The sequence below is a fragment of the Pseudoalteromonas sp. T1lg122 genome (genome assembly GCF_002964825.1).
Lineage (GTDB): Bacteria > Pseudomonadota > Gammaproteobacteria > Enterobacterales > Alteromonadaceae > Pseudoalteromonas > Pseudoalteromonas gelatinilytica.
In genome coordinates, this window is record NZ_PQCG01000034.1 from 46,845 (window position 1) to 64,722 (window position 17,878).

At 39.3% G+C, this 17,878-nt stretch carries 9 protein-coding genes; 5 read left to right on the forward strand and 4 right to left on the reverse strand.

Features of this window, described 5'->3' with window-relative positions; all coding sequences use genetic code 11:
* Positions 1–79 precede the first annotated feature (79 nt).
* Complete coding sequence (locus C2M33_RS18295) at positions 80–2,743, reverse strand: TonB-dependent receptor (protein WP_063707093.1); 2,664 nt, start codon at positions 2,741–2,743, stop codon at positions 80–82.
* A gap of 640 nt (positions 2,744–3,383) precedes the next feature.
* Here C2M33_RS18295 and C2M33_RS18300 point away from each other — a divergent pair.
* The 4 genes from C2M33_RS18300 (at position 3,384) to C2M33_RS18315 (ending at position 8,821) form a co-directional block, all read left to right on the forward strand.
* Complete coding sequence (locus C2M33_RS18300) at positions 3,384–4,559, forward strand: DUF547 domain-containing protein (protein ID WP_105175114.1); 1,176 nt, start codon at positions 3,384–3,386, stop codon at positions 4,557–4,559.
* 58 nt (positions 4,560–4,617) lie between these two features.
* Positions 4,618–5,769, forward strand: coding sequence for a DUF547 domain-containing protein (locus C2M33_RS18305; protein ID WP_063707088.1), 1,152 nt, complete (start codon positions 4,618–4,620; stop codon positions 5,767–5,769).
* 62 nt (positions 5,770–5,831) lie between these two features.
* On the forward strand, positions 5,832–6,977 hold the full coding sequence (locus C2M33_RS18310; RefSeq protein ID WP_105175115.1) for a DUF547 domain-containing protein: 1,146 nt from the start codon (positions 5,832–5,834) through the stop codon (positions 6,975–6,977).
* Positions 6,978–7,030: 53 nt separating this feature from the next.
* Positions 7,031–8,821, forward strand: coding sequence for a putative 2OG-Fe(II) oxygenase (locus C2M33_RS18315; RefSeq protein ID WP_063707083.1), 1,791 nt, complete (start codon positions 7,031–7,033; stop codon positions 8,819–8,821).
* A gap of 44 nt (positions 8,822–8,865) precedes the next feature.
* On the opposite strand, the gene C2M33_RS18320 is transcribed toward C2M33_RS18315, so the two are convergent.
* From C2M33_RS18320 to C2M33_RS18330, 3 genes are all read right to left on the reverse strand, one after another.
* A complete protein-coding gene (locus tag C2M33_RS18320) occupies positions 8,866–10,512 on the reverse strand; it encodes a tetratricopeptide repeat-containing sulfotransferase family protein (RefSeq protein WP_158685606.1) in 1,647 nt (548 codons plus the stop codon).
* A gap of 75 nt (positions 10,513–10,587) precedes the next feature.
* Positions 10,588–13,446 carry a TonB-dependent receptor domain-containing protein gene (locus C2M33_RS18325; RefSeq protein WP_063707079.1) on the reverse strand — a complete coding sequence of 953 codons (2,859 nt, stop codon included), beginning with the start codon at positions 13,444–13,446 and terminating at the stop codon, positions 10,588–10,590.
* 255 nt (positions 13,447–13,701) lie between these two features.
* The gene (locus C2M33_RS18330; protein WP_105175117.1) at positions 13,702–16,050 is read right to left on the reverse strand and encodes a DNA polymerase II; all 2,349 of its coding nucleotides are present in this window, start codon (positions 16,048–16,050) and stop codon (positions 13,702–13,704) included.
* Between the two features lie 68 nt (positions 16,051–16,118).
* Here C2M33_RS18330 and C2M33_RS18335 point away from each other — a divergent pair, with 68 nt between their 5' ends.
* On the forward strand, positions 16,119–17,834 hold the full coding sequence (locus C2M33_RS18335) for a tetratricopeptide repeat-containing sulfotransferase family protein (RefSeq protein WP_105175118.1): 1,716 nt from the start codon (positions 16,119–16,121) through the stop codon (positions 17,832–17,834).
* Positions 17,835–17,878 lie beyond the last annotated feature (44 nt).

Genomic DNA, 17,878 nt, shown 5'->3' on the forward strand with positions numbered 1-17,878 from the left:
GGTAATTTATAACTTAGTATTTCGCACAAAAAAACCCTGCTACAGCAGGGTTTTAAGAGCTTATACTAATTATTTTAGCTTAGAACTTTTGTTCTAAACGAAGGTACATTGAACGACCTGTTTGATCGTATAATGACCAGCTTGAATCACGGTAATCACGGAAGCCGTCATACCAAGAAGGTGCTTTCTTATCAAATACGTTGTTAACACCTACAGAAATTTTAGTATTTGTTGGTGCAGTGTATGTGAACTGAGCATTATGCTTGAAGTATGAAGGTACATCAGCAAGGTAATCAACACCCCACTCTTCGTTACCCGACTCTTGAGCGCCTACGTAGAACATAGTCCAAGAAGCACTGTAATCTTCATAAGAGTAGCTAACACCTAAATCAGCTTTCCAATCTGGGTAATCTTGAAGACCAGCATAATCAAACGGTTCTGCATCTTTATCAGCTTTCTCTTCAAATTCCATAACTTTAGAAACGTTTAGCATAACGCCAAAGTCACCGAAGCTAGTTTCATGCTTGTAGCGAGTTGAGAAATCGAAACCAGACGTTTGTAATGATGCTTTATTGATATAACCTGTGTAGATGTAATCAATTTGGCCAGTACCATTAGCACGGTCGATAGCGTCTGGAGTAGAACCTAAACCACCTTCTTCTTGTTCAATACGTAGAAGTTCAGTCGTGCTTACGTCATCGATACGGTTCTCGTAGCTGATATCATAGTAAGTTAATTCTACTGCTAAGCCATCAACGATATCCCATACGAAACCAAGCGTTGTAGAGTCACCCGTTTCTTCAGTAAGGTTTGCATTACCACCGAACCAAGTCGCTACTTGCTCACCAGCGTCAGAACAGTAACCTTCTAATGCTTGACCAGGGTTAGCATCACACCATGCTGTATCACGTACAGTTGGGAAGCTTAATGCATAAGATTGGAACATTTCGCCCATGTTAGGAGCACGGAAAGACTCACCCCAAGAACCACGGATTAATAATGTTTCAGTTGGACGCCAAGTAACACCTACTTTTGGAACAACTTTATCGAATGTCGTGCTCTTTTCACCAAGGTTTGTCATACCAGACTGTTCGTATTTCTCATAACGACCAGCTACTGTTACATCAATTTCGTATGGTAAGCTTGCTTGGATTTCCATGTAAGCAGCAGTACGGTCACGAGTTGCGTATACGTCATCACCGCCTGAACCACCAGAGATGAAACCATTTGCAGACTCAGGGTCAGATACTTGAGTGAAATCAATTTCTTCAAACTCAGCACCCACTACACCCGCAATAACGAAGTCACCATTATCAATGAACGTTGTAGAAACTAAACCATCAATTTGTTGGCTTTCGTAACGACCTTCGTAAGTACCAGTGTGCGCTGCGTATTGGTATAACTCAGTTAATTGAGTGTTCCATTCTTCGTAGCTCATACCTGAAGTATTTAGGATATCGTACTCACCCGTGTTAATTGCATTTTGTAGCATTACGTCATTAACTAGGTTACTACCAAAAACGTTTGTTTTAGAAATGCTGTTTTGATAGTTGATTTCCCAATCAAGACCATTACCGATGTCAGTGAAACCCTCAAGACCTAATACGATGTCTGTAGTTACAACTTCTGTTTTAGTATCACGGTTACCAATTGGCACAGAACGCATGTAAAGACGGATATCTTCATCTTCTGGGTTATATTGGTTATCAGCATCCATCCAAACTGCACCCGTAGATACTGGCGTACCTGCGTAACGTGAGTTTGTTTCGTTAAAGCTTGCCATTGCACGACCAACAAGACGAATGTTGTCAGTCAGTTCATAGTTGAAGTTTGTTAAGAATGAGTTATTTTCTACGTCTGGATAGAATTTTGTTACGTTACCGTAGTTATATAAACAACCACCAACGCCGTTCTCATCCATAGCATTTACTACGTCAGCTGTTTGGTCACAAAGCTCAGGATTAGAGATGTAGCTTCCTGAACCATTAATTCTGTAGTTTGGAACGTGGCTATAACCGCTGTACGCACCGTACGTAGGATCGTCCATCGCCCAAATTTCTTTGTCGAAGATTGCATTGTCACGTGAGTTTTCATACGTGAAGATGATGTTACCTTTTTCAGATGTGTAACCTGAAGTAATTGAGAACGTTTTGCTTTCGCCACCTTCAACTTTAGGTACTTCGTAATCGTACTTAACACTTACGCCATCAAAGTCTTTCTTAGTGATGATATTGATTACACCAGCAACAGCAGATGAACCATAAACAGCTGATGCGCCATCGCGAAGGATTTCAACACGCTCAACAACAGCCATTGGGATGATTGATGTATCAGCCGATGAACCAGAAGATGAACTTGTACCAGGCATACGACGACCGTCTAATAATACAAGTGTTGCGTCAGAACCTAGGCCGCGTAAGTTGATGTTAGAAGAAGCTGCACCACCTGCACCGTAACCAGATACACCTTTCCAAGAACCGAAAGAGTTAGAAGCAAGGTTATTTAAAACGTCAGCAACTGTAGGTTCACCTGAAAGGCTGATTTCTGCCGCTGATAAAACAGTTACTGGAGAGCTGTTCTCAAGATCGACTTGTTTAATGCGTGAACCTGTAACTTGAATGCGCTCAACTTTTTCTGCGTTTTCTTCATCTGCAGCAAATGTGTTTGCAGAAAATGCAGCAGTAGAAACTGCACCAAAAGCAATCGCTAAGCGAACAGCTTTTGAAACTTTATTATTTAACATTTGATTCTCCCTGGACCATGTTATTCATGGAATATTTATAGTTATTCAAAAAAAATGCATATTACGCAGTAATTTTGAGCTTTGATAATAATACTCGCAACTCTCCAAGGTCAACACTTCAGTAACGCAAAAGTCCAACTTTTAACAATAAATAAAACATTACACCAATTAATAGAACTTTATTAACACCATCGGACACCTTTAAATACAAAGGCCGGACCATCATTTACAACAAGTTACAAAGATCAAAAAGAATTTAATTTTTTAGTACTAATATAGGTACTGGATATGATAGGTTAACTTATTGCAAAAAATACAACAAACAACATCGGGAGTTCCCGGTATTTTTTATCTTAATAAATAAAAATATGCTATTTTAATACCCTACAAATAAGACGAATCCACAATAAAGATAGGCAAAATAGTAAAGATATGTAAAAAAAGGACTGAATGATGCAAAAGTTAATAGAATGAACATTCCATTAACCAACTAGAATAACCCCTTTTAAAACCCCAAACCCCAAACCCTCTTTATTTATTAGAATATTCACATGGTTACAGGCTATTTTAGGTACGTTTAAACTTGAAAAAATTGTAACAATCGCTGATAGTAAGATTGTTAAAACAACAAGGAAAAATCATGTTTAAACAATTATTGTTAATTATATTTACTTTTTGCTCACTTCCTTTGCAGGCAAAAATTAATGAAATACCTAAAGAGTTTTCTGACTTTAGCCTTAATCGAGATATTGAAATCTCCTATGAAGACCTTGATAACTTACTTGAAATGACCGTTATCGACATGGGCATGTCAGACAGAAGCTCTCGTAAATCCCAATCTTCAATTGGCACGCGCATGAAATCACACAAAAACAACGATACTGCGCTTGAAGCAAACCGCTTTTACTTTGAAGGCGTTACAAAATCAGAAATCAAAGACGGCTTTCACAAAATCAGAGTTAGCTTAGAGAAGGTGCCAAGCGAGGTTTCTCTAAATGACTTAAGTCTCGATGAGCAATTAGCTTATTGGCTTAACCTTTATAATACCGCGATGGTTGAAAAGTTGATTGATCACTATCCTGTTCGCGACACAGAAGATCTACTTTTTGGTGATGACTCAATTCTAGATGAAGAGTTTTTAACGGTTGCTGGTTACAAACTCTCATTGAATGATATCCAACATAAAATTGTTTTTGAAAAGTTTGGTAAAAAGAAACCTATCGTTATGTATGGCTTCTATCAAGGTAACATTGGCAGTCCAAATTTGCGTAATGAAGCTTATAAAGGCAGCAAGGTTTACCATCAACTCGTTGAAAATGGTGAGGAGTTTGTAAATTCAAACCGCGGTATGCAAATAAAACGTAAGGACCGCCTCTATGTTTCTAAATATTATGAACAAACAGAGTCTTTATTTTCAGATTTTGAAAGTGACTTACGTGAACACCTTGCCGATTATGCCGAAGGCCAAATGAAAAGTGATGTTAAGTACGCCAAGCGCTTTAAAATTGACATTGAAGATTGGAACATTACTGATTTATACGGCACAGACCGTGACTATGGCGGTTCAGCGTCAACAAACCCGGCAGCAATGCTAAATGCTGTAGTCAGTAACTCTGCTGTTCCACTTGGGCCTGAAGGAAGTGGCGCAGGTATAGGCGCTGTTAACGTGAATCACATTACAGACTCTATCATGATGCGCACTATGGATTTTGGTCGTTTTTCTCCTGAAATGTTAGAAAAAATCAAAAAGCTTAACTTAAAACGCCAAGACAATAGTGGAACCGTTGAAATTAAAGACATTGATTCAAACAATTAAAAAATAAGGCCGCTCGTCAGATGTAAGTGCGTGAGGCCTTTTTAACAAGGAATTCGTTATGTTAAAACAATTTCTATTAGTCAGCGCGATTTGCTTTGCAACACAAACCTCAGCAAAACTAGACACATTGCCTGAAGAGTTTTCTGATTTTAGTTTAGATCGTGATATCACCATATCCTACGATGATTTAGATATGCTGCTTGATATGACAGTAATTGATTTAGGCCGCTCCGATAGACGGTTTCGTAAATCTAAAGCGAATATTGGTACTCGCATGCGTGCACATAAAAATAACGACACTGCGCTAGAAGCTAACCGCTTTTTCTATGAAGAGGTTACTACATCCAAACTAAAAGAAGGCTTTCATAAAGTACGCGTTAGCCTTGAGAAAGTGCCTGATCAAGTGCCTCTCAATGCTCTTGTCCTTGATGAACAATTAGCCTATTGGCTAAACTTATACACGACAGCTCTCTTAGAAAAGCTGATAGAGCACTACCCTGTTATAGATACTCAAGAATTACTCTTTGGAGAACAATCAATCCTTGATGAAGAGTTTATACATGTGGCGGGCTATCAGTTGTCTTTAAATGATATTCAACACAATATCGTATTTAAAAAGTTTGGTAAAAATAAACCGATTGTTATGTATGGATTTCACCAAGGAAATATCGGCAGCCCAAATTTAAGAAAAGAGGCTTATAAAGGCCCAGAGGTATATCACCAACTGGTCGAAAATGGCGAGGAGTTTGTTAATTCAAATCGAGGAATGCAAGTTAAGGGCAAAAATAAGCTTTACTTATCCTTATATTACAAACAGACCGAAGCACTGTTTGACGATTTCGAAAACCAATTAAAAAATCATATTGAAGATTACACCGAAGGAGATTTAAAGAACTCAGTTGAGTTAGCTGATAATTTTCAATTAAGCATTGATGATTGGGGAATTAATGACTTATATCGCACAGAGCGTACTTTTGGCGCATCAACAGCAACAAATCGGGCAGCATTACTTAATGCCGTAGCCAGTGCGTCTGGTGATGTAGGTGTAGGTGCAGTGAATTCGAGTTATATATCCGATGCGTTTATGGAACGAACTGTTGAGTTTGGCCGATTCCCTCCTGAAGTTTGGGAGAAGTTAAAGCAACTAAATACCAAACGTAAGGAAAATAGAGGTTCAGTAAAGATCAAAGACATTGATTCAAACAATTAACAAAATAAGGCCGCTCGTCAAAAGAATGTGACGGATGGCTTTTTCTGAACAGGGAGTTCGCTATGATCAAACGAATTTTATTAGTTACCGCAATTTTCTTTACAGCACATTCGTCAGCAAAACTAGACACGCTACCTGAAGAATTTGCCGATTTCGGCTTAGATAGTGATTTAACAATATCTTATGGTGATTTAGATCAGTTACTTAAAATCACGGTTATTGACTTAGGCCGCTCAGACCGAAGTTTTCGAAAAGGTCAATCAGGCATTGGCACACGTACGCGAGCACACAAAAATAACGATACAGCTTTAGAAGCAAATCGTTTTTATTATGAAGAAGTTGTAAAAGCAAACCTGAAAACTGGTTTTAAAAAAATACGTCTGAGCCTTGAACACGTTCCTGAACAAATCCCACTTAATGAGCTCGTTTTATCTGAGCAACTGGCTTATTGGCTAAATTTATATACCACAGCATTATTAGAGAAACTCATTGAGCACTACCCTATCTTTAGTACTGAAGATTTATTATTTGGTGATAATTCATTACTTGATGAGGAATTTATTACTGTTATGGGACATAGCCTGTCTTTGAATGACATACAACACAACATTGTCTTTAAAAAGTTTGGCAAAAGTAAACCGATTGTAATGTACGGCTTTCATCAAGGGAATATCGGCAGCCCAAATCTTCGCCCAGAGGCCTATGTAGGGAGCAAAGTGTATTACCAACTAGCAGACAATGGTGAGGAATTTGTTAATTCTAACCGAGGTATGCAAATTAAAGGGAAAGATAGACTTTACCTATCCGTCTACTACCAGCAAACAGAAGCCTTGTTTGACGACTTTGAGCAAGATTTAAAGTCTCATATTGAACACTATACTAATGGCTCTTTAAAAGATGCTGTAGAGTCATCTAAAGGGTTTAAGCTTACAATAGATGACTGGCATATCGTGGATTTATATCGCACACATAGAGCCTATGGCGCTTCTTCTGCTATTAACAGGGCCGCGCTAGAGGGTGCAGGAGGAATGACATATGGATATCGTGCAGCAGACGGAAGCTATATCACCGATCCCTTAACGAAGCGGCTAGCTCAATTTGGTCGATACCCACCACAAGTTTGGAAGAAAATTCGCAAGCTTTATAAACAAAGAGAACGCATTAAAGGTACTGTAGAAATCAAAGACCTTGATGCAAATCAAGAGTAACATTTTACTTTAGCGTACACCCTGTTAACATAAAACAAAAACAAGGTGTACGAGTGAATAATTCATTGCAAAAAGCGTTGCAGGCATTCAATCAACAACAGTATATGCACGCACTTCAACTCCTTTCTTCACATACAAACAAAACCGCTGATTGGTATACATTAAATAGCTTATGTTTATCTGCTGTAAATAGAATTACCGATGCAGAGCAGTGCTATTTGCAAGGTTTGCGTCTTCATAGTAAAAACGTTGGGCTTTTGGATAACTACACCAACTTACTTTGTAAACAAAAAAAGTATGCGGATTGTATTCAGTTTTGTGAATACAACACAAATTCTTTGTCACTTGAAAAACCAAGACTCAATTACATTGAAAGCCTAATTAACCAAGATGAATTACTCAAAGCCGAACACTTCATTAAAGAAACATCTCCTTCGCAAAGCACATTAATTCGGTACCACTGGCTCACTTTAGAGCTTTACGAACGCTTTGGGGATTTAAAGCACATTGAAGATTATTTCCGCACTGAATTACCTGCGCAACTAAAAGGGCAATTTCATTTCATTTATAAACAGGCATGTAATTATCGTAATTTAGGTAAATTTTCCGAAGCATTAGCCCTATTGCAAATGCTTTTAAAACAGCAACCCAGCGCCGAATTACATTATATAGTGGGTTGTACTTACTATGATTTGCAGCAATATGAACAAGCACAAGCGCACCTAAAGGCATGTTTGGAACTGGCACCTAACTACGTACCAGCTCATGAAAGTCTTAACAAATTGTACTGGGAACACGCACAGAGCGAGTTAATGAGCTCGTACACCCAAACTTTTAAACACTATGATGCGAATCCGGTGCTGATCCACTCTCAAATTGGCCAACTATTGCAACTCGATAAGCTTGAGGAAGCTTTATTAGTAAGCTCTGAAGCAACACAGAGCTATCCGCAAAACTTAGATCTACTCCATGCACACAGTATCATTTTAGATAGAAAGGGAGATGAAGAAACGGCATTCTCACTCCTTCAGCGGCTAGTAAAAGAAGCACCACACAATGCCCGCTACAGTATCGATTTAGCAAATTTTTACATACAACAAGGCGAGTACAGCTCAGCGATTTCTCATTTAGAAACGGCAGTAAAATTTAATCCCAATAACCAAGAGCTGTGGGCTTATTTAAGTATTGCTTGGCGCTTATCGAATAATGATAAATACCATTGGTTAACTAACCTCGACAAATTCGTGAAGGTAATGGAGCTCCCTGCTCCGGCTGGTTTTAAAACCTTTGCTGATTTTAATCATCAGTTAAAAGAGCTTATGATTAGCCTACATACCAATAAACTGCAGCCATTAGATCAAAGTGTACGAAGTGGCAGTCAAACACAAGGTCACTTACTCCAGCGCTCTAATCAACTTATTGATTTATTCAAGACATCAATGTCGCAATGTATTAATCAATACCTGACGCAACTTCCAGAGGACGTTAACCACCCTCTGTTAGCACGAAACCACAAGCGCTTTGTTGCCAGAGGTAGTTGGTCTGTAAAGCTAGAAGAAGGTGGTTTTCATGCTAATCATATCCACCCTCAAGGCTGGTTATCCGCGCCGAGTTATATTTCTATTCCTGCTGAGATGAGTAAAGATGATGCCACTAAAAATGGCTGGCTAAAGCTAGGAGAAACCAGTCTTAACTTAGGAGAGCGAGAATCAATTGCTCGTGAAATATGCCCAGAGGAAGGTCAAATTATTATATTTCCAAGCTATATATGGCACGGGACATATCAACTTAAGAGCGATAGCCCAAGGCTAACGATTCCTTGTGATATCATGCCGTTAAAATAATTAAAAAGACCATCTTCATGATGGTCTTTTCCTGTAACTAATCGCTATTTATTTAACAGTGCTTTTGCATCCAGATAGGATTGTTCACTGCCCTGTATATGCTCTAGGTAATTTTCAAATCGTCCTGATGATGATTTATAAAGAGGTTTTCTTACTTGCCATACACTTGCTGTACTTACCGTGCCAGTTTTATGATGAAATCGCTGGGCTTCATCAGTGTATTCTAACCCTAAAAAACTAAACAGCGGCTCTAACACCTGCTCAGGTGACGCAACAAGTAAATCATAATTCATCGTAAAAATATCATTACTAAAGCGCGACTGCCAATGTGACTTAATGCGTTGCTGCTGCTCATAGTGATGCAAAGTGTCATTCAGAGACACTGCGTAGTTTAAGCTCGGGCCTAAATGTTGGAAATAAGCTGATAAGCTATTATCTTTGATATCTCGCTCAGTCCAAATGATCTTCGCATTTGGATATAGCTGCTTAATAACGTCTAAATAAAGGTAATTTTCTGGGCGTTTATCTGTAACGTAAAGAGCACCTTCGGCTCGAAGAGTTAGTTGCCCGTTATAACCATTTATAAACTCAGGATCTTTAGCCTTATTTGCAAGCGCCTTTTCATCACTAATTAAATTGAATAGCGATGAATGTAAATAGGCAATCTCACCACCTGCTGCTATTTGCTCGTTAGAGCTGATAATTTGTTCAATCAGTGTTGAGCCAGAACGAAACATACCGCAAATAATGATAGGCGTAATAGAGGTGTTCGCTGCTTGAAGAGTGATATTACGCGCTAAGGTGTAGTCGGTTACCGCTTCAATAGACTGGCGATCATAAACTGGTAAATACTTTTTATTGTATTGATTTGCTTTTACATAATAGTGCCAAGCTTTCTGATAATTTTTGCAATCATTAAACACTTTACCAAGTGCATAATAAAGATCAGCACAGGCAATATCATCTAACTCTCGTTGTAATATAGCTAGGCATGCATGTTCGTAGTTAGTCGCATCTTGTTCAGAAAATGTCTCGATGTCAGCCAGCCTTGCTTGTGCCATCGCGTTAAATGCATCTATCTTTAAAACCTGTTGAAAGCCTTTTTTCGCTTTATCTTTATTACCGAGTTGTTCATGAATATTTGCCAATGCAAAGTTGGCTTGCAGACTTTTATTGTCATGACTAATCGCTTGTTCTAAATACTGTATTGCTACACTCGGTTGATGTAATTGTTCATTATGCACATAAGCAATTTCTATTAAAGCGGGTACTTTAAACTGCTCAGATAATGTGAGGGCTTGCTCGAGAAAGCGTATCGCTGCATCGGCGTTACCAAGCTTTCGTTCTATATTACCTAGCTGAAAACAGATATCAGCTTGCTGCGGATTTGCTGTATATAAAGGTAATAGCGCGTTTTTTGCAATTTCGAACTCACCACAACTTAAACTTATTTGCACTAGGGTCAGTACGTAATCAAATTTTGTTGGAGCAATGGATACCAGTTGCTGGCAATAAGCAATGGCTGTTTCAGTGTCTTGTTGCTGCATAGCAACTTTGAAAAGGATCTGTAACGCTTTTTCAGCTAATTCACTGTTATATGTTAACGGTTTTAATAATTCTATCCCCTGGCTAACTTTACCTTGCTGAAGTAAAGCAACAGCTTGGGTAAACGCGTGTTGTTCTGATGTCATTGTTTCCCCATAAAAAAGCTTTCCCATAAAAAAAGCGAGCCGAAGCTCGCTTTATCATACATTAATTAATTCAAATTAGAATTTTAATGAAACGCTTGCGTGGAAGTAACGACCTAGCGTGTCGTAGTAACCAGCAACTGCGTTACCATTTGTAGATAATGTACCGCCTACTAGTGGTGGCTCTTTATCTAATACGTTGTTCACACCAACAAGAACACGTGTGTAGTCATTGATTGTGAATGAACCTTTAAGGTCAAGGTAGCTTTGTGAACCAATACCATCTTGAACTAAAGTGTCTGAACCTGTGTAGTCATTAACTGCACTGAAGTAACGCCATTTAGCTGTTGCTTTCCACCAGCTGCCTGTGTCGTAGCTTGCGCTAAGAACATGACGCCATTCTGGTTGTGGGAAACAGCCGTTATCTAGTGTATCAACACAGTCGTAAACTTCACTTACACCAGGAATATCTTCAAATTCCTTAGTCATCATGTAAGTACCGATTAAGCTTGTAGAAAGCGTACCGCCACCAACTTCGATGTCGTAGTTTGCACTTAAGTCGATACCTTCATAGTGGATGTTACCTAAGTTCGTATTCGTTGCGATAACTTGACCAGAACCGATCCAAAGGCTACCGCTACCTGGTGTACGTTGTACGTTATCACAGAATAGTGCATCACCCGTTTTACCACATTGCTCAACGATAAGCTCAGGGTCGATGTTGCCGATTGCATCTTCTAAGTCGATATCCCAGTAGTCGATTGAGAAGTTGAAGTCTTCAAACGGGTTACCTACAACACCTAGAGTGATTGTATCTGCAATCTCAGGGCTAAGCTCTGGGTTACCACCGAAGAAACCATTGTATTGGTCCGCTGGGCTCTTACCTACGTTACCGTATTGAGAAGCTGAAACACCTGTGTTCGCACACTCAGCTTGGGTAAGTGAAGGAGTTGCTGTAGCACATGGATCTGAACCAGCCCATAAACCTTGGCTTTGTTGAGCGAATAGCTCACCATTGTTCGCTGCACGTACTGCACGGTTGTAGCTTGAACGGATCTTCCAGTTTTCAGTTACGTCCCAGTTCATTGCTACTTTATAAGTAGGCTCTGAACCTGATGTGCTGTAATCAGACCAACGATAACCTAAGTCGATTAATAAGCTTTCAACGCCAGGTAAACCTTCAACGATTGGTAAGCTTAACTCACCGAAGTACTCAGTTACATCATACTCACCGTTAAGGCTCTTAGTAGGACCACCTTGACCAAGTAATAGACCTTGCGCATAAACTTCGTCCGCTGTACGACCGAATGTTTCTTCACGGTATTCAGCACCGAATACTGCAGCGATTGGGTAGTCTGACGAAGGAAGACCAAAGTCAAACTCACCAGTTACGAAACCACTTACGATGAACTGTTCTGTTACACCGTTAAGAATAGCTGTACCAGTTAGAGCAGCTGCTGATTCAGTAGAAACACCTTGGTATGTGAATACTTCGTAAGGAATACAGCCATCAGTTGACGCACAGTCTTCACCATTTGCAGAAAGTGCAGTGATGATACGTGGGCCGAAGAAGTCATTTTCGTATGCCGAAGATGAAGATGTTGAACCGTATTGAACAAACGCTTCGTATGACCAAGTGTCACTGATTTCACCTTTACTACCTAATACTAGGCGGAAAGAGTTGTGCTCTAATTGGTTAACACGTGGGCCACCTTCAACGTTACGCTTACCGATGTAAGTAGCGAACTGGTCACCTGATGTTAAACCGAAACGGTCAGTTAGGTTTTGACGTTGTGCGTCTGTTAATAGCGGGCTATCGTAATCGATTACATAGTTTGTATCGAAGAACGTACCTGATTCTGCGATTTGTGCAGAAGTACGGTCACGCATGAACATAGCTTCAATGAACGGTTGGAAGTTGTCATTGATTTCGTAGTTTGCGAATAAACCTAACGTGTGACGCTCATCCGGACGCATGAAGTGGTTAACAGGCGCATAGTTGTAAACGTTACCGCTTGAAGGAATGAAGCTGCTGTCAGTTCCTAGTGTCCAGTAATCGTAATCATCCCAGTCAAATGCACCAGAATCAGTAACACCTGCGATGTAGAAGTTAGGGTTTACAGCGTTACCAGAACCACCACATGCAGTACCTGCTGCATTTAATGCACAAGATGAGTAGTCACGAGCACCTTGACGTAGTTCGTTTTGTTTGTTGTAAGTAAAGTAACCAACCGCGTGGCCTTTACCGCTGTCGAATGAGCCACCTAAAGTAGCTGAGAAGTCAAACGATGAACCGTCAAAACCTGAGCTACCTGAAGGGTATTCAAAGTCACGGTCATCCATTAGACCTTGGATGTATTCATTGTCGTTGTCGTGTTGGTATGCAGTTGAACCGATGTTCACTTCAAAACCTTCGAACTGATCGTCCATCACGAAGTTTACAACACCCGCTACCGCGTCAGCACCGTAAGTTGATGAACCACCACCAGTCATTACGTCAACACGTTTGATAAGTGCAGCTGGGATTTGGTTGATATCCGCAGATTGGCTATAGATACCACCCGCTTGCATACGACGACCATTGATAAGTACTAGGGTACGTTGTGAACCCATACCACGTAAGTTAAGCGTAGCAGTACCAGAAGCACCATTTGATTGGAATGCAGTGCTTGAAGCTTCAAGTTGAGGCAAGCTGTTCATCATGTCTTCAACACGAGTGAAACCAGCTACTTCGATTTCTTCAGCTGTTGTAACTTGTACTGGGCTTGCAGTTTCGATATCAGTACGTTTGATACGTGAACCTGTTACTTCAATACGTTCAACTTTTTCTACTGCTTCTTCTTCAGCAGCATAAGAGTTTACAGAAAACGCAGCTGTAGAAGCTGTACCAAAAGCAAGCGCTAAGCGAACTGCTTTTGAAACTTTATTATTTAACATTTGATTCTCCCTGGACCACTATATTGTGGCTATATTTAGCATAAGCTTGTTTATTATTTGTATCGCATCAGGACTGCGACAAACAAATAATAAACAAATAAAACAAAATATCCAGCCCTTTATTTACAATTTTTTAATGAAGCACCAAAAAGTTTACTTTTTCTTGTTTTATGAACAAAAAACACACAAATAAGCGTTTAAACCGAGCTTATCGATCATTCATCGCAATAAACAGTCAAAAAAATGTTAATTTTTCTAAAAAAGCTGTATCTGACGGTCACTTAGCGGCGCAATCTTAGTACCTAAATTAACAACAATCATTTCAGCTATTGGCAATAATTGCTTATTAACATAAATGCCATAATCGTAATTATGTTGCCCGTTGTAGTACTCAGCGCCAGTAGCGGTGTAAACATATTCAATTATCTGACCGCGTTGAAAGGTAAGATGGGGATTATCAGCTAAATGTTGTTTCGCTGCTTTTACATGGGGAGGGATATTTTTTTTATAATCAGTTAAATGCTGACCTAAGCGTTTGCGGTAAACTAACATGGCGTCGAATTCACCCGCATAGAGTTTTTTAACATATTTATCAAAGGTTTGAATTATTAATTCTTGGCTATAATTTTCGCCGAATAAAATCTCAAATAATTCTGTTTGAAACTTATGGGCAAGTTCAGTCCAATCACTTCGAACAGTTTCCATACCTTTGAAGACCAATTCTGAAGTGCCATTTTTTTCGACTTTTCCTACATAGCGCTTTTTTGAACCCATTGTTTTGCCTCTAATTGTGGGCATAAAAAATGGGCTGTAGTGGGTTTCGTACTCAATTTCTAAGAAACTGTCTATTTTATAGTCTTGCTGCAAAACGAGCTGCCAGCGTTTGTTAATTTTTCCTGCCAGTTTCGTACCGATTTCATTACAGTTTAGTGAGTTTAGATCATCATCAAGCTTCACAAACGTCGAATCAGTATCACCATAAATGACTTCATAACCCCACTCTTCTATCCATTTTTTCGTTGTTTGCATGATTTCATGGCCACGAAGGGTAATAGAACTCGACAATCGAGGGTCATAGAAGCGGCAGCCTTTTGAACCAAGTACACCATATAAACTATTCATAATAATTTTGATCGCTTGCGATAACATAGGGTTGTTATCGTCTTTTGCAATTTGTCTCGTTGCAGCAAGCTCTCTTATCAATTCAGGAAGGTGATGTTCAGTTCGTGAGAACAGCGCCTGATTAAATCCCTCTATCGCACTCTGTGGTTTTTTTAACCCTTCAATAAGGCCAAGTGGGTCGATACAAAATGTGCGCATTATTGATGGATACAGACTTTTATAATCAAGCACCAAGATATTTTTATACAGACCAGGTTGCGATGACATGACATAACCACCTGGACTGTCAAAACTTAACCCATGATCGCCTAAATTAGGGGCGACAAAGCCACTTCTATGTAAGAGCGGCAAATAAAGGTTAGTAAAGGCCGCTACTGAGCCACCCATTCTTTCTAACTCAAGTCCGGTGAGTTGGCTTCTTACAACGGCAAAATCGAGTAACTTTAATTTCTCAAAAATCTGCAGAACTAAAATACAGTCTTGTCTGTTGTAATTAGCAAGAGACAGTTTGTCTTCATTAAACTGGCGAATAATTTCTTCTAGGCGATTATCTGTGCTGATCAGCTTTTCTTCGCCAAGCTCAATACTTGCTACATTAGCAAGGCTAAAACTGTCGTAATGATAAGTGGCGTTTTTTAGTGTATCAATACCATCAACAACTACGCGACCAGGTATTGTTATGCGGGTGATATTTCCTTCCCGTACACGTAGCTTTTCTTTATTGCGTCCGAGCTTTAACGAAAGGCCAAGTGCCTCAGCTCTTGCGTGAAGGACACGAAAGTCAAACTCAATCACGTTCCAGCCAATCAATACGTCAGGGTCAATTAGCTGGATCTCAGTCTCAAATTGAGAAAGCAGGTCTATTTCATCTTCACACCAGTTAATTTGATAATCTAGATCTGGAGTAGGCTCTGGGCGCCCTATCATTAACACTTTGTCTATGCCGTCTCCGACTAAGCCAATAGAAAATAGAACGCCTTCCCCATTACACTCAATATCAATAGAAATATGTTTAAAATAAGGCCTAAATTCATTGTTTGGTTTTAATTTTGCGTTTGTTAACAATCTATAGCCACGGCGAGTTTGAACTTCCCCTTTAACCCAAACTGATCCTTTAATGAAACGTTCCATCAAAAATCTGTCAATTGGCCTGACATCATCTTCAAACAGCAATATGTGTGAACTTTTTAAAATCTTAATGGCACGGTAGTAGTCTTTTAATGATTTGAAATAACAACAGATCACCGATTGATTTTGGAAGTTTCTTAACTTTGCATCGGCAAAACGAACATGAATGTTTTGACTTTTTAATAACCGCGTTGCTGCAGACACTTGATTTTCAGGAATGAAGAAAACCACTTCTTGATGCTCAACCTGCACTTTTAAAGGGCCATGCTCACACCAAAGCCAAAACACGAAACTAACCCCTGATGAGCTATCAAACGCTTCTTTAGAAAGGATAAAACCTGTATCTGTAACCATTTACTTCAAATATCTATCACGGAAGGGGTATAGTACACCCTAACAACATAAAATTATAAGAGCCAATTATGAGCCCTATTGATGCGATTAATACCGCAAAAACACTCATTGCTACAGAACCAGATAAAGCCAAGGAAATGTTGCTAGAAATACTTAATCAACATCCTGAATACCATGATGGCTGGGCCTTACTCGCTGATACTCACAAACGACTTCAAGAGCATGAACAACAGCAAAGTGCATTAAAACAGTATGAAATGATCTATTGGTTTAATAAACAACTAGAAACTGCGAAACAACAGTTAAACAATCAAAACCCTCAGCAAGCACAACAAATCATTCAGCAATTATTACAATTAGTGCCTAATGAATATAGAGCACTTGAAACGCTGGCTGACATTGCCCTGAAAGTAGGTGATAGTAAAGCGCACTTGGCAATATCAAAGCATAACCTTGAAAACAACTCGCAAAAACAAGCTGTTATAGAAAACTACTGTCAAGCCTTACTGACTACCAAACAATTTAATGAGCTAATCTCTTTTTACCGCTCGTCGATTCCTTCACCTACATTATATATAGAGAGCTTATTAGCGATCGCTCATGTAAAATTGATGCAGTTTGATCAAGCCTCAGCCATCTATAACAAGTTACTCGATGCAAATTATTATCCAGCCCAATGCCACCTTCGCCTTGGCAACATAGAAAAAATAAAAGGTAATACTGAGCTTGCAATTAATCACTATAAACAATCTCTGCAACTAGATAATAAACTAGGTGAAGCTTATTGGAATTTGGCAAACTTAAAGACATACGTTTTTGACAACGAAGATATCAGTAACCTAGAGCAGCTCACACAAGCTGCTAAACCACACCTAAATAGTGCCCAATTCTACTTTGCGCTTGCCAAAGCGTATGAGCAACAAGGAAACTTCAGCTTATCATTTGCAATGTTAGATAAAGCAAACCGTATACAAAAGTCATTAACGCCATACAAGCCTAGCGATTTCTACTCTCGCTGCAAAAAACACCTAACTGAAAAACCAGTTGCTAACAATAACTCTGATGACTCTGTACAACTGATTTTTATCGTCAGCTTACCGCGTAGTGGCTCTACCTTAGTTGAGCAAATTTTAGCAAGTCACCCTGATGTTGATGCAAGTTATGAACTAACTGAAATTAATGCAATTGCGCGTGAGCTCGAGAGTAAAAAGCGCTCAACTATGCCTTATGGGCTTGATGAACTTTCTGATAACGATAAAGCACATTATGCCTCAAGATACATGAACTTTATTGCCCCGTTACGCGGAGAAAATAAGCTATTTATCGATAAACAACCCACAAACTTCCATCATATTGCATTGATAAAAACCCTATTCCCGAACGCTAAAATACTCGAAGTTACGCGAGATAAAGCCGCAACAGCATGGAGTTTATATAAACACTCTTTTTCAGAGGGACATGCTTATAGCTACGATTTCACATCCCTTGCACAATACATAAATGATTATACAGACTTAATGTCACACTGGGACACGCTCTATGCTGGCGAAATTTATACAGTCGATTATCAAAACCTGGTTAATGATTTTTCCAATACGGTGACTGAATTACTACGTCATTGCAATTTAGAGATGCATGAAAACTGTATTAATTTTTATAATCACCAACGTCCAATAATGACGCCAAGTTCTGAACAAGTAAGGCAACCGATTTACAAAGATGCTCTAACTCAGTGGTCAAACTATAAAGTTCACCTCGAGCCCCTGTTAAAGCTTCTAAAATAATAATCGAACAAGTCGCTTGTAGTTGCCCAGTTAAATCTCTAAAA

Coding starts and splice junctions, on each gene's coding strand:
- C2M33_RS18325 (WP_063707079.1), bottom strand. CDS start 13,446: ATGTTAAATAATAAAGTTTCAAAAGCAGTTCGCTTAGCGCTTGCTTTT.
- C2M33_RS18330 (WP_105175117.1), bottom strand. CDS start 16,050: ATGGTTACAGATACAGGTTTTATCCTTTCTAAAGAAGCGTTTGATAGC.
- C2M33_RS18335 (WP_105175118.1), top strand. CDS start 16,119: ATGAGCCCTATTGATGCGATTAATACCGCAAAAACACTCATTGCTACA.
- C2M33_RS18305 (WP_063707088.1), top strand. CDS start 4,618: ATGTTAAAACAATTTCTATTAGTCAGCGCGATTTGCTTTGCAACACAA.
- C2M33_RS18320 (WP_158685606.1), bottom strand. CDS start 10,512: ATGACATCAGAACAACACGCGTTTACCCAAGCTGTTGCTTTACTTCAG.
- C2M33_RS18300 (WP_105175114.1), top strand. CDS start 3,384: ATGTTTAAACAATTATTGTTAATTATATTTACTTTTTGCTCACTTCCT.
- C2M33_RS18310 (WP_105175115.1), top strand. CDS start 5,832: ATGATCAAACGAATTTTATTAGTTACCGCAATTTTCTTTACAGCACAT.
- C2M33_RS18295 (WP_063707093.1), bottom strand. CDS start 2,743: ATGTTAAATAATAAAGTTTCAAAAGCTGTTCGCTTAGCGATTGCTTTT.